The following is a 13,963-nucleotide window of genomic DNA, read 5'->3' as shown; positions in this document are numbered from 1 at the left end:
TTGATACCAAAACTAGCTGGGGTTGAGAATTCTCAACCCCAGCGTCATAACCGTAAGAAGCTCTGGACGATCCCTTTTATCATCGCCATCACGGTGACAGCTATTCTAGCGATCTTATCGCTGTTTACTGGCGTTTATGACATCAGAGGACAAGCGGATGGCATGGAGATGTTCTTCATCACTCGTGTACCAAGAACCATTGCCTTGATGCTCACGGGAGCCGCAATGGCCATGGCAGGACTGGTCATGCAGCTGATTACACAGAACCGTTTAGTAGAACCTACCACCACAGGAACGATGGAATGGTCAGGTCTCGGACTTTTATTTGTTTATCTGTTATTTCCTGCTCCAACGCTAGTGCTCAGAATGACAGGCGCAATCATTTTTTCTTTTGTAGGAACAATGATTTTTTTTGTTTTTCTAAGAAAAGTTAAACTTCGTTCGTCTTTAGTTGTGCCTATTATTGGGATGATGTTGGGAGCAGTCATTTCGGCATTTTCAACGTTTATCGGACTTGTTTTCCAAGTGACACAAAATATCGAGAGCTGGTTTGTAGGCTCTTTTTCGCCTGTTCAAATTGGTCGGTATGAGTATCTATGGATTATTATTTTGGTCACTATACTTATCTTTATATTTGCTGACCGGTTGACTCTGGCTGGACTTGGGGAAGATGTCGCTACTAGTCTCGGCGTAAACTATAACAGAATTATTCTTATTGGCACGGGTCTCATTTCTCTAGCTGTTGGCGTTGTTGCAGCTGTTATTGGAAACTTACCATTCCTAGGGCTAATTGTCCCCAATATTGTTTCCATGTTTAGAGGGGATGACCTTAGGAGTAATCTGCCATGGGTGTGCGTGTTAGGGATGGCTACCATCATTGTATGTGATATCCTGTCTCGCATCATCATTATGCCTTTTGAAATACCTGTTTCTATGATCCTTGGAACGGTGGGAGCCGTTGTATTTATTGCTATTTTGCTACGACAAAGGAGGTCAAAAAGGAGGCTAAGATGAGCGAATTAACTAGTAGTAATCCACTAAATGTCGACATCGACTCTAGCCGACCTCCCCAAAAAAGATCAGCTAGAGCCTTTCGTACCAAGAAGGAAGAAAAGCGTTATTGGATTTTGCTGATAACATTGATTGTTGTGGGTCTTTTATCATCGTTCGGACTACTGGTGTATAACAATCCGGTTCCGGTAACCTCCCCGTCATTCATACCTGTTGTTACAAGAAGGGTGGTAGCCCTTGTTGCCATGCTTATGGCTGTAATTTGTCAAAGCTTAGCAACGGTTGCTTTTCAGTCGATTACGAATAACCGAATTATCACTCCGTCACTCTTAGGTTTTGAAGCTATTTACTCCACCATTCATACAAGCACGATCTTTTTCCTTGGAGCTGCGGCGTTTGTGAATTTTAGTGGTGTAGATGCCTTTTTATATCAGATTGCTGCTATGGTCTTGATGTGTCTAATCCTCTATGGATGGTTGCTCTCTGGGAAATATGGAAATTTACAACTCCTGCTTTTGGTCGGTATTATTATTGGAACGGGGCTAAGGTCTGTATCTTCTTTTATGAGAAGACTTCTGTCACCATCTGAATTTGATATTTTGCAAGCAAGAATGTTTGCTTCCGTCAATAATGCAGATGCTGCCTATTTCCCGATTGCCATACCGATTGTTATCGTTGTAGCGATCCTTCTGCTTGCGAATGCCAAGCGACTGAATGTATTGTCACTGGGTAAGGATGTCTCAACGGTTCTGGGCTCTAAACATCAAGTAAGTATCATGTATACGCTTGTTCTCATTTCCATTTTGATGGCTGTATCAACCGCTTTGGTCGGCCCACTTACATTCTATGGATTTTTAGTTGCCACGTTGAGTTATCAAGCAGCACAGACCTATGATCACAGGTACGTGTTCCCAATGGCTCTTGCAATAGGATTTGTAATCTTAACGAGTGCGTACTTTATTATGAATCATATTTTCCATGCGCAAGGTGTTGTCTCCATTCTTATTGAATTGATTGGTGGCCTAACATTCTTAATTGTTATTTTAAGGAAGGGTTCTTTATGATACAGATCGATAATGTCAAAAAGTCCTATGCAGCCGAGGTAGAAATAGGCCCTTTGAATATAAGCATCCCCAAAGCTGGTCTTACTTCATTAATCGGACCCAACGGAGCGGGAAAGTCAACAACGCTTCTGATGATCGGTAGGCTTCTGAATTTGGATGAAGGCCAGATTAAAATTGCCAATATGGATGTTTCCAAATCCAAGTCCAAAGACTTGGCCAAAATTGTAACGGTGCTACGGCAAGAAAATCATTTTGTCACAAGACTAACGGTAAGACAGCTTGCCGGATTTGGGCGTTTTCCTCATTCGAAGGGAAGATTAACAGATGAAGATGAAGCGATTATTTCGAAATATATTGATTTTCTAGACTTAACTGATCTGGAAAATAGATATTTAGACGAGCTTTCTGGTGGTCAACGACAGAGAGCATATGTAGCTATGGTTTTGTGTCAGGAGACAGAATACGTACTTTTGGACGAGCCTTTGAACAATCTGGATGTGGCTCGCTCTGTTCGGATGATGGAGCATCTGAGGTATGCAGCTAATGAATTTGGACGAACCATTCTGACGGTTATGCATGATATTAATTTTGCCGCCAAATATTCGGATCGAATCTGTGCGATGAAGCATGGGCAGATTGCTGCGTTTGGAACAGTGGATGAGGTTATGGATCCCAAAATTCTAACCGATATTTTCGAGACCAAGATTGAAATTATCGAGGGGCCATATGGACCAATAGCAATTTATTAAGTGCAGGATGTATTTAAGGTAGTTAAATTAAAAGAGTTCTCAGAAAGTAGAGTGATTATTTCACTCTACTTTTTTGGTTTAAAGAGGGTGAAATTTGGCTTGCTTATGCCAAATAGTGTAATCTGGAGAACAGATAACCCACTTTGAACGAGAAGGGAACGGAACTATACAATGACAGATAAACTTTATTACAACTCAGCATATACACATGAATGGCATACACAGATTATAAATAGAGCAGACAAGGAGGACGGCACCTACGTCACATTAGCAGAGACTGCTTTTTATCCGCATGGTGGCGGGCAACCGTGTGATGTAGGACAGATCGGCGGCATTGCTGTTCTTGATGTCAATCTTGAAGATGGAGAGGTGTGGCATAAGCTAGAGCGCTCACCTGAACAAGTGGACGTGGACTGTGCGTTGGACTGGCCGCGTCGATTCGATCATATGCAGCATCACACCGGACAACATTTACTATCAGCAATCACGCTGAAGCTCGCGGATGCGATGACGCTCAGCTTCCATCTGGGAACGGATTATGCCACGATTGATGTGGCGGCAGAATCACTCCGTGTAGAGCAGCTTGCAGCCATCGAGTACGAGGTGAATCAGCAAATTTATCGTAATGCTCCAATCCATACATCATGGGTAACTGCAGAAGAGGCAGCACGTCTACCCTTGGTGAAGCAACCGAGCGTAACTGAAGATATTCGGATCGTTGAGATTGAGGGTGTGGAATATAACGCTTGTGGTGGCACACATGTGTCGGCTACGGGGGAGATTGGATTAATCAAGCTGCTGAAAACCGAGAAGGTGAAAGGTGGCACCCGGATTTATTTTAAATGTGGATCGAGAGCATTGAACGAATTCACCGCAACACAGCAAGTACTGAACGGCTTAACGACGAAATTGAAGACGAGCAGGGACGAGCTGCTGGAACGCATTGAGAAAATGGAACAGGAGCAGAAGCTGCTGCAGAGCGAGCTGAATGCGGTAAAAGCAACGAATGATGATTATTATGCGCAGGAACTGCTCGCAGCGCGAGAAGGGCTGGTCATCGCTCAGGTATTTGAGGACAAACCGCTTAAGGATATGCAGAGTCTTGCGACCAAGCTTACAGCAGAACATGAAGGCTTAGTGCTCTTCGCCAGTATCTCAGAAGCGAAGGTGGTTCTAGCGCAGAATGGACAACCACCGGAATGGGCATGTGGCCCATTCTTCAAAGGCAATCTTGGTGCGTATCAAGGCAAAGGTGGCGGCAGTGATAAAATGGCTCAGGCGGGCTTTGCGAATAGCGAAGATGCGCTTGCTTTTTACGAATTCACGAAGGAGCAACTGGGTCATCACTAAGCGAAGCTTGGATTGGGGAGAGGTCTAATGACAGAACGTATTCCTTGTCGTCGAGAGGGGTGCAGTAACACCATTTTGCCCGCAACAGCAGCCAAAACAGGTGGCATCTGCATGCCATGTAAACAAGAGATTGCGCGGGAGGAGCACCGCCAATATATCGAGGCGAATCGGCGTGATGTGAACTTGTATGAAGGTATGACTGATCCTGTTGAGATCCTGAAAATTATGCATACACATCATGTCCGGGACGAATTAATTGGTTATATTCCATACGGGCAGTCCAAAGAGCAAGTGTTTCTGTCTTTATCAGCAGAGCAGCAGGTTATGATGGTAGAGTACGCAATGGATCTCATTCGTACAGAAGATGCGGATACAGGCAAAGATATTCTGGTAGCGCTTGTCTGTTATCATGGGATTTCGTTATCTGAACAGATTCCAGAGCTGTTGGCTCATGAGATCTATTACCCTGCAATTCTGTATAAGAGTGCGAGCCCGGAAGTGCGAGATCAATTGCTACAACAGGTGAACACCGATGATGAGAATCGTAATCTCCTGTTGCTGATGCTTGCATATATTGGGGATGATGTCGTTGTACAACAATTTCAGCAGTGGAGACAAACTCCCCCGCCGTGGGCAGATCAACTGTATGTAGCTCCCGAGCAGTATGCGACAGAGGCTGGTTGGGAACTGACAACAGAAGGTAAGCGTAGAATGTTGTTCACAACACCGAGTTATTCTTTATTTGTCGTGGATGAAAAGGAGTCTGCTACCACTACTTCAGGCGGAGAGCCGATCTCCATGTTAGTTAACAGCTCGGATTGCTGTCCATGGTGCAGTCGAGAATTAACCGTTCTGGTTAGTTTAGATGCTCATCATCCAGCACTGCGTGAGGTGTCATGGAAAGCCGATAAGCTTCAAGTCCAGACTTGTATGAGTTGCAGCTGTTATGGGGTAGTTTACATGGAGATGAGCGCTGAAGGTGAACCCGTCTGGAGCACGCATAACGTGATGCCTATGGGCGTGGATGAGATTGATGCAGAAGATCACGATGCGTTTACACTAGATACAGCTCCTCATTATCATATCGCGACCAAACCGCGTAACCCTTACCACGGCAGTGAGTGGGCAAACGAACCGTCACTGTCGCAATTAGGCGGACATCCGGGATGGGTTCAGGATGCGGAATATGCAACTTGTCCGTCCTGTTCTACCCGTATGAAGGCGGTTGGGCAGGTGAATGGTGAGGAACTGGCGGAGTATGGAGAAGGCATGTATTATATGCTGCTATGTGAGCCGTGTCAGATGACTGCGGTAACGTATCAGCAGAGCTAAAGTACCCGTTTGCACCGATATGAATCTACATCATCCTCATGGTCTGGGTTAATGATGATTGGGATATAGGATCCGGAACGCATAGATAAAGGTTTTATAGATAAAGGTTTTATGTGTAACAGAATTAAATCGTAAAAAAACGTTCAGGCATTAAGCCTGGACGTTTTTGGTATGTTTTGTGTATTGATATGACCGCAGTTAAGATTAGAGCTCTGCTTAGAGGGATTCCCACTCGGATCTCAGAATGCCCATCATTAGGCGATCATATCGCTTGCCATCCCGATAAACTGCTGAGCGGATGCGACCCTCCAGTTGAAAGCCTACCTTTTCGTAAGCACGAATGCCCCGGGCATTATAGGAGATGACGTCAAGGCCAACCCGATCTAGATTTAATTCATGGAATGCATATCGAAGAATCAGCTTCAATGCTTCTGTACCATATCCTTTGTTGCGATGTTCAGCAAGTCCAATACCGATCGCAAGCTGCCCGCAGCGGTTATTCCATTCAATGCTATGAATAACGACAAAGCCGATCAGCTGTTCATCCTCTTGGGTGCGTAGCCGAAAGTATACTTCCTTATTCTTCGTTTCTCCCTCTTCCTCTCGCTGCTTCTCCGAATAAGGAATCGCAATATCCGTATCTACGTTACGCAGATATTCAGGATCTTCGTTCCACAATAGCATTGTCTGAACGTCTTCTGTGCGGGGAGGGGTCATTTTTAGACGCTGGCTATAAAATAAATTTTCAGTTGATAGTGTCATGTTAATCTCCTTCAGATCCAAAATTAAGCTTGTTTCACCTCAGAACAACCGTTAGCTATATGTATGTTACGCAATATGCCTCGCTCCTTTAGAGATCAGATAGGCTCATCATAATGGAAATTTCAGGGATAGACAACACTCGTAGTCGGAAATTTCGTAATGGTGTTGTCAGGAAACCTGCCATAGGAGTATGATGGAATACAGAAGGTTAACGAGCATAGATCATACTTAACATTAACGTAGGAGTGGTTGCAGTGGAGATTCGTGTAGATGATTTGAGTGGGGCACAAGTGATTGGACTAATTGCAGAACATTTGCAAGGAATGGCGGAAGACTCTCCACCGGAAAGCATTCATGCCCTTGATCTGGACGGCTTGAAGAAGCCGGAGATTACATTTTGGTGCGCATGGGAAGATCAGGAGCTTCTCGGCTGTGGGGCAATCAAGGAACTAGATAAAGAGCACGCAGAACTCAAATCGATGCGAACCGCTAAGAATCATTTACGCAAAGGTGTAGCAAGAAAGATCCTTGCTCATATTATTGAAGTTGCCATAAGTCGTGGGTATACACGGATCAGTCTAGAGACTGGCTCCATGGATTCATTCATCCCAGCTCGCAAGCTGTATGAAGATTTCGGATTTACGTATTGTGAGCCTTTTGCAGATTATATCCTAGACCCGAATAGTACATTTATGACGAAGGAATTGTAGTACACGTTGGAGAGTATTAAGAACGTTTAGAGACATTTAGAACCTTCAAAACCTTCAAAACTTTTATTATAAAAATACTTGAAGAACAGCATTCTGTAGTTGCAGAGGATGCTGTTCTTTGGCTTGTATACGGCACCGTCTCTACAGGGAAAGGAAGCGAAAGAGCTGCAATGCAAGTTATGGTGAGAATGTATCAAAAGACACATAGTTGCATTGCAAACTAGATTAAGATGACAGTATACACACGTAACTAATGTTCGCCAGAGAGGAGAACCAACGTGATCTATTGGGTATTTGGTGATATGAATCCGTTATTTGCAGTTTTTGTAATGAGTCCGATCATTGCACTAATGCTTGGTGTGGTTTGCTTTTATAGAAGGCGGTTTAAAATTATGATGGGGATGGGTGTTTCATTTGTACTGCCTTTGTTGTTCATCGCGAGCGATCGGGGTACTCTCTGGGGTAACGCGGGCATAGGGATCGTATATGGTGTTGGATATAGCTTAATCACATTACTGATGTATAAAGGATTGAACGGTATCAAGAATTGAATGAAATTCCCATGTAGATGTTCTGTTCTGAGGTATGGACTATAGGGTATACTGAAAATTATATTTAGGTAGACTTGAACAAAAGAATCACAGACGTGTTTTACATCAGGAGGACTGGAATTGGCTCAGACAGAAGGAACATTACAGAAGAAACTCAAACCAAGACACATTAGCCTGATGGCGATGGGTGGTGTCATTGGAACTGGAATTTTCAAAGGCAGTGCCGAAACGATTGGACTAGCAGGGCCTGGGGTCATTGTGACCTACATTTTCGCCGGATTGTTGCTGCTCGTTGTCATGGCAGCTATGGCAGAGATGGCCACCGTCTATAAGAATCGGAATATGAAAGACTTTGTGCAAGAGGCGTTTGGCAGCAGAGTGTCATTTGTCATGGGATGGATGTATTGCTTCCTATGGTTGTCTGTATGTGTAATTGAAGTGATCGCAGCGGGGAGTTTCCTGCAATATTGGTTCCCAGACGTGCCATTATGGCTCATGAGTCTGGCATGCGCTGCGTTTATTATATCCGTCAATTTTCTGAGTGTAGGCGTGTTCGGAGAATTCGAATTCTGGTTAGCAGGGATCAAAATTGCGATGATTATTGCTTTTATTTTCCTAGGTACTGCGCTAATCTTCGGTATTATTCCGAGTGATAACACACCTTATTTGCAAAATTATACACAATCGGGTGGCTTCTTCCCTAATGGTTGGGGCTCAATCTTCTCTGCTCTGCTTGTTGTTATGTTCTCCTACGGGGGTTCTGAGCTGATTGGATTAACGTTGACGGAAACGGAAAATGCAGATCGTGTACTGCCCAAGGTGGTGGGCAATTTCATGTTAAGAATTATTCTGTTCTTCACCTTGCCTATTCTCATCATCTGTGGGTTAATTCCTTGGAATGAGCTTGGACCAGAGAGTAGCCCATTTGTACAGGTGCTGGCTTCGACTGGGCTACCAGGTGCCGCTCATATTATGAACTTCATTCTGGTTACGGCTGTCTTATCGGCTGCGAACTCTGGGATCTATGGTGCATCCCGGATGATGTATTCGATGGCGGTCGGCGGTGAGGCTCCCAAAGCTTTAGCGAAGACCAATGCGAACGGCAGCCCGATTAACACCTTGCTCGTGTGCAGCGTCATTCTGTTAGCTGGATCAATGCTGGGACTATTTGCACAAGATCAGCTATTCAGTGTGCTACTAGCGGTTCCTGGATTTGTGGTAATTCTGGTGTGGATCTGTATCTCTTCATCGCAGTTGAAGTTGCGTAAGCAGTATCCCGTGCAACCTTCCTTCAAGGTGTGGGGATTTCCTTATATCACAGGTGCCACAACCCTATGTCTGGCCGTAATTGCAGTGATGTTTATTTTCGATGCAGGCAATCGTTTCAGTATTAGTGTCTGTCTCTCCGTGCTAGCATTCCTCATCATCTGGTCTTTGGTTCGATTCCGTAAGGCAGATGGGAAACAAGCGAAATAACGGACTGCATCTATAGGTCGCATGTAGATCGGATAGAGAAAAAGGTTTGAGAATTAGCAGAATTAAATATTGCTTAATTAAGAAGAAGACATCTCAGTGCTCATGCTGGGGTGTTTTTTTGTACTTGGAGGTATACTTGCATATATAGATTCAGATGAGATGAAAGAAGGGAGGATTGCGCAATGAATAATTGGGCTGTCGTTAAAAGGTTAGATCCCCACATAGAAGAAGAGGTAACTCTTGAAATGAACGGAGTTGAATTTACAGGGTTTGCTAATATCTGTCCATATCCTATTGAAGTGGGACGTGCTTACCCCGTATCCATTGGGATTACAATATTAGATGATGTCATTGTTCAGGAGCTGCACGAGCCTAAGAAAGAGTTAGAACGGATTAATTCAGGATTTGCCTATAACATTCGAGGTGTGATACAAGCAGACTCTTTGGATGCGGGGATCGTCCTAACCGATGAAGAATTGTTCAGAGACTATGCTTATTTAATAGGTACATACGTTGAGATGAAAGTAGATCGAATTAGCATTGAGTTTCTAGCGGAGCGGGAAGGAAAGTAGGTTCCAGGTACTGTTATATTTTGGTTTTAATTAGGTTAATGTGGACTATAAAAATACTTCGGTAGTCGCTACCTATTCTTGGGGTGCCTCATTATAATGAAAGTTCATTATACAAGGTTTAACGTACTCTTATGCTAATGAAATTGTGATGAGATGTTCGTATAACAACGAAAACTTATAATATGAGGTACGACATGACGACTATAAAAGTAAAACCAGGACAGCTGCTTGCCATATCAAAACAATTCGAAGAGGCTCATTATCAGATTTCTCAAATGACTAACCGCTTGAAACAACGGATCGTTGAGATTGAGCAAGTCAAAAGAACTGGAAAGGCATGCTGAGAAATTCAAGAATGCTGACAATCAAACCTTAGAAACCTATGGCCCTCCTGAGTCAAATGATGCTAAAGCGCCTGCTGCTGATACGCGGAAAGCCTTTCAGAAGTCCGCCGATAGTATAGTCGAGTTAGGACAAGCCTTTTTGCAATCAGCAGATGATCGGTACCAGAAGCGTTATGATAGTGTTGGCGGTTTTTTGGATTATTGGACGTTCGGTATCCCAAGTGGTCTTGTTTCTGGATACGTGGATCGTGCAGAAAAAGCGTTTAACTCACCTAATGATGCAGCCAATTGGATTACATTCGGTATACATGGTACGATCCGTGAAGCTACGTTCCCAACGAATGCCTGGTCTAGTGAGCACTGGGCAAATATTTTTGGCGTAGGTGGATTGATGCTGGGCGGTGGGTATGCGTCTTCGATGATGAAGCCTCACAATCTATTTACAGGCGGTGGCCCCAAGATCAATCCGTCCACTCGTCCTGGTACAGGCAATATGACAGGTGGCTTTAACGGTTTTCAAGATCAACGTATGCGAGTCACCGAGAACATTGCCGAAAGCAAAAAGGCGAGAGAGTCTTCTAAATTCTCTGAGTTTGTGGAGAAGGAACAGGAGTTTGGGAAGGGTATAGGGAATTTTAAGGATCCAGTTATAATCAAAACGAATAAAGGTATAGAAGTTGAATTTGAAAACCCCTACGGCAATAAAATAAAATGGACTGAACAAAACCCAAAGAATATTCCAGGTGCGATTGGAGTAGCAACGATAAGCAAGGATGTTGGCAAAGCGATTGAAGGAACAGTGGGAGGAGATGTTCTAAAGAGAATTGAAGTAACAGGATTTGGATTGAAGCTTGATAATATTACTACTGGCAAACCAGCAGGAGATATTGATGTTCTGACAAACAATCAAATTATAGAGGTTAAGAAATCAATGTCTGCTGTTAAAATGAACCAAATTGATAAATATACTAATCCAGGGCATCCACAATTCTTTAATTATGAGGGCAGGGAAGTTGTGTTGTATGTTCATGAGTCCTTTAATAGCTCAAATTCCCAAACAGTTAAAATGCTTCAATCGCTTAATGATAAGGGAGTAATTGTTGTTAATTCACTAAAAGAACTAGAAGGAGTTTTAAAATAATGGGAACCTCGTCTTTTTTATTATTTAAAACTGGAGAAAGCATTTCGGCAAAAGAGTTATTAAGTAGCATTCATAAAGTATGTGTGCAAGAGAATCTATTTTTTGATAGCGACGAAGATACTTATAATAATGAAGGGATATTGAAGTATGCTCGAGTATATATAAGTGACATGCCATTCAGAGAAAATTATTCAAGAACTCTTTGCTTTAGCGTTTATGATGAACCTTATGAATACCAAGTTGTTAGTTTTGAATGGGATGAAGTAGGTAACGAATATTTTAAAGCAATAGTGTCTGATGACTTTTATGATAATGAAGATCTATTATTACAATTATCCCGTGCTATGTTGAAAATATATCCGAATTCCAAAATATGGATTGAAGAAGAATGGTTTTATACTTCAGATAATATAGAGAATATTAGTGATATGTCTCGCAATGACTGGTGCTACAAAAATCCAGAAATTGAGAATTGAAATTAAATTTAAGATTATTAAATATTTTAATGTTAGTACTAAGGCTTTTTTAATCTAACAGGTCGATTATGGTCAGATTACACCGTGATTACCTGTTTTATTATTTTTGTCTTCTTCATTTTGGTGTGTTTCCTTAATTTCACTTGATTCGAGAAAGAGAACAACTAAGATATGCCCCTATGATTGAAAGAAAAAATAACAAAGGGGAGATTTAATATGGCTTCAATAGCTGAATTAGCAGAAGAGATTAAAACTGATAAGATAAAAAACGAAGATTTAATAGTATGTTTAGAAGCAAGAAATTTAAGGGTTGTTGCTATGGCAATGTTCAAGTTAATTGAAAGAAATTACTGTAATATTAGCATTGTAGATAGACTATCTGAACTTGGAGAACTTTTAACAGACAATAAATTTATTGGACCATGGCAATTCGGGCATGTTGCTATAGCTACGCTATCTCTTCTAGAAAATGAGGATGCAAAGATTAAGTTTAACGAACTTTTTGAGAGACTGAGTGATAATGATAAATATTTAGTAGATAATTTTATCAAATTAGAATCTTATAAAATATAGAGCTGGGGCTTACCAGTAAATAAAAAAAATGAAGGAACACTACTTATATAAAATGCACCCTTTAAAGTAGACATTGGCTAAACCTAGGGTTTTTCCAATGAAATTCTAGGAGGCATTTTGTTTTTTTTATGGCGATTAAAGGACAAAATTTTAGGAAGAATTTGGATGAGATTAAAAAGAGGCTATGTGTCTGCCTATCCACAGACCCCATTGTTTCTTTGACAAGACCAAGGGTTTCGAATGAACTATAGAAAGGTGCTCCGCCCGATTCAAATACTCTATACCCATTCTCGAATTTGTCGTAAAGGATCTGTTTAATAACAAAATAGCTTCCAGGTTGAAGTGAAGGTAATGTACTTGAGAGAAGCGGTATCTCGAAGCAGTAATATTGATTGGAGTTTAGTAGGGACGGTAGTATCACCAGGGGATGAGAGATTGGCATATGAGTTTTTTAGGAGACTGGCTTCATTTTTTCAAAAAGAAAATATAGTACCTATTTCACCTAAATTTGCGGATATTACTCGTTTATTAGGTGGTGAAAAAGAGCTAGTAGATATTACAACGATTTATAGCCAAGAAACCATAGAATACATGAATCAGTTTTCTGGTATAGAATTGATTTGTCATTTTTATCTAAAATTAGCTAGCTATATAGATGATCATCCGCAATACTCTGAGTATATTTATGTATATGAACCGTAGTTAAGAATACTAGAACGGAAAGGGGGATTTGTATTTAGAGTGAATGAACTAGAGATTGTTGGTGTTTGTCACTTCCCTCTAGGAGGATGGTATGAGAGATTTTTAAATAAGCCACCGTACGATATAGAAAACTTATAAATTTAAAAATAGTTTTCGCTGAATGGTGCGTGACTTACATAAACTCGAACGTATTTACGTGATTAAAAAGATGATTCATGGAGTGATTTATATGAATAGCAAAAATGAACTCGATGATAAAGTTCGCCATATTAGGCAAAATGAATTATCCATACGAGAATTAATTGAATTTCTGGATTCAAAACAAATATATATCATCAGCAATACGATGATTAGAGTCGTAGAACTAAAAATAAAAAATATATTAGTGATTGAAAAGCTTCAAAATTTAACTCAATATATGGGAGCACGCTATACATTTGCAGAAGGAATCGGAATTGGAAATATTGCTATGGCATCACTATCAATCTTGAATACCTCTGATTCTTTAAATGCGTATCATGTAATCCTAGAGAATCTAAAAGAAGTAGATATACAAAGGATAGAAAAGGCAATTGTAATATTAAATGACTTAACTAATACATATTGAATTTTATAGTTTGCAAACATCTAACATATTGATGCAGATAATGAATACCCGAATGCGGCGTGAGTGAGGAGAATATAGAAAAAGCTTAACGGGGGAGAGAAGTGTACAGAATACTTATAGAACAATATGAAATTGAAAAACTGGTTGAATCTTATTTTTATATTATTGACCTCCCAAGAGCATTAAAATATTTTGGTGATTCTGAAAGACATGGGTATGGATCAGGTCCACTAGAGGTACAATTTTCAACTTATCATGAGCCAAATGAGGAGTACTATATTGGAGACAGGAAAGTGTGCTTTATAGGAGAGCCCCCAGCTTATGACGAAGATGTACTGGTAGTAATGGAGTACGATCAATTTTATAACTATTTAATTACTTACAGTGGAAAACATCTTGATGAACATCCAGAAGATATAAATAAGATTAATAATTTACTAGAAATAATAAAAAGTAGATTAGATATTTAAATAATTAAATGGCAACGTACTTGGTAAGTTTTGTTTTACATCTAATTAAGATGAACTCGCGAATTTTAACAGG

Annotated in this window: 17 protein-coding genes; 16 read left to right on the top strand and 1 reads right to left on the bottom strand. The window is 41.1% G+C overall.

The annotated features are described in order from the left end of the window. From ASD24_RS10210 to ASD24_RS10190, 5 genes are all read left to right on the top strand, one after another. Positions 1–1,014, top strand: coding sequence for an ABC transporter permease (locus ASD24_RS10210; RefSeq protein ID WP_397339315.1), 1,014 nt, complete (start codon positions 1–3; stop codon positions 1,012–1,014). Continuing rightward, on the top strand, positions 1,011–2,075 hold the full coding sequence (locus ASD24_RS10205) for an iron chelate uptake ABC transporter family permease subunit (protein WP_056695147.1): 1,065 nt from the start codon (positions 1,011–1,013) through the stop codon (positions 2,073–2,075). The genes ASD24_RS10210 and ASD24_RS10205 overlap by 4 nt, the downstream gene beginning before the upstream one ends. Next, entirely contained in the window at positions 2,072–2,824 is a 753-nt protein-coding gene (locus tag ASD24_RS10200) for an iron ABC transporter ATP-binding protein (protein ID WP_056695141.1), read from the top strand. Before ASD24_RS10205 ends, ASD24_RS10200 begins: the two co-directional genes overlap by 4 nt. 171 nt (positions 2,825–2,995) lie before the next feature. Beyond that, entirely contained in the window at positions 2,996–4,174 is a 1,179-nt protein-coding gene (locus ASD24_RS10195) for an alanyl-tRNA editing protein (RefSeq protein WP_056695140.1), read from the top strand. A gap of 27 nt (positions 4,175–4,201) precedes the next feature. Further along, complete coding sequence (locus tag ASD24_RS10190; RefSeq protein WP_056695139.1) at positions 4,202–5,506, top strand: hypothetical protein; 1,305 nt, start codon at positions 4,202–4,204, stop codon at positions 5,504–5,506. Between the two features lie 216 nt (positions 5,507–5,722). Here ASD24_RS10190 and ASD24_RS10185 read toward each other — a convergent pair whose 3' ends face one another. Then, positions 5,723–6,268 (bottom strand): GNAT family N-acetyltransferase, encoded by a 546-nt coding sequence (locus ASD24_RS10185; RefSeq protein WP_082560362.1) that lies wholly within the window; start codon positions 6,266–6,268, stop codon positions 5,723–5,725. A 254-nt stretch (positions 6,269–6,522) separates the two neighbouring features. On the opposite strand from ASD24_RS10185, the gene ASD24_RS10180 reads away from it, so the two are divergent. The 11 genes from ASD24_RS10180 to cdiI all read left to right on the top strand — a co-directional run bounded on the left by ASD24_RS10180 (position 6,523) and on the right by cdiI (position 13,890). Next, positions 6,523–6,978 (top strand): GNAT family N-acetyltransferase, encoded by a 456-nt coding sequence (locus ASD24_RS10180; protein ID WP_056695134.1) that lies wholly within the window; start codon positions 6,523–6,525, stop codon positions 6,976–6,978. Between the two features lie 278 nt (positions 6,979–7,256). After that, positions 7,257–7,529 (top strand): hypothetical protein, encoded by a 273-nt coding sequence (locus ASD24_RS30735; protein WP_056695133.1) that lies wholly within the window; start codon positions 7,257–7,259, stop codon positions 7,527–7,529. Between the two features lie 120 nt (positions 7,530–7,649). Next, complete coding sequence (locus ASD24_RS10170; RefSeq protein ID WP_156395416.1) at positions 7,650–9,005, top strand: amino acid permease; 1,356 nt, start codon at positions 7,650–7,652, stop codon at positions 9,003–9,005. A gap of 182 nt (positions 9,006–9,187) precedes the next feature. Next, a complete protein-coding gene (locus ASD24_RS10165; RefSeq protein ID WP_056695132.1) occupies positions 9,188–9,577 on the top strand; it encodes a hypothetical protein in 390 nt (129 codons plus the stop codon). Positions 9,578–9,771: 194 nt separating this feature from the next. Next, positions 9,772–9,921, top strand: a complete 150-nt coding sequence (locus tag ASD24_RS30730; protein WP_200956146.1) for a hypothetical protein — start codon at positions 9,772–9,774, stop codon at positions 9,919–9,921. Next, positions 9,887–11,062, top strand: a complete 1,176-nt coding sequence (locus ASD24_RS30725; protein ID WP_200956145.1) for a hypothetical protein — start codon at positions 9,887–9,889, stop codon at positions 11,060–11,062. Before ASD24_RS30730 ends, ASD24_RS30725 begins: the two co-directional genes overlap by 35 nt. Further along, a complete protein-coding gene (locus tag ASD24_RS10155; RefSeq protein ID WP_056695131.1) occupies positions 11,062–11,538 on the top strand; it encodes a hypothetical protein in 477 nt (158 codons plus the stop codon). Before ASD24_RS30725 ends, ASD24_RS10155 begins: the two co-directional genes overlap by 1 nt. A gap of 216 nt (positions 11,539–11,754) precedes the next feature. Further along, the gene (locus tag ASD24_RS10150; protein WP_056695130.1) at positions 11,755–12,111 is read left to right on the top strand and encodes a hypothetical protein; all 357 of its coding nucleotides are present in this window, start codon (positions 11,755–11,757) and stop codon (positions 12,109–12,111) included. Between the two features lie 357 nt (positions 12,112–12,468). Next, positions 12,469–12,813: a hypothetical protein gene (locus ASD24_RS10145; RefSeq protein WP_156395415.1), complete on the top strand. Its 345-nt coding sequence runs from the start codon at positions 12,469–12,471 to the stop codon at positions 12,811–12,813. Between the two features lie 229 nt (positions 12,814–13,042). Next, positions 13,043–13,420: a hypothetical protein gene (locus ASD24_RS10140; RefSeq protein WP_056695127.1), complete on the top strand. Its 378-nt coding sequence runs from the start codon at positions 13,043–13,045 to the stop codon at positions 13,418–13,420. Positions 13,421–13,521: 101 nt separating this feature from the next. Further along, on the top strand, positions 13,522–13,890 hold the full coding sequence (gene cdiI, locus ASD24_RS10135; RefSeq protein ID WP_056695125.1) for a ribonuclease toxin immunity protein CdiI: 369 nt from the start codon (positions 13,522–13,524) through the stop codon (positions 13,888–13,890). Positions 13,891–13,963: the final 73 nt, after the last annotated feature.

This window comes from Paenibacillus sp. Root52 (genome assembly GCF_001426865.1).
Lineage (GTDB): Bacteria > Bacillota > Bacilli > Paenibacillales > Paenibacillaceae > Paenibacillus.
The sequence above is the reverse complement of the archived record's forward strand: the minus strand, read 5'-3'. Positions and strand labels throughout refer to the sequence as shown.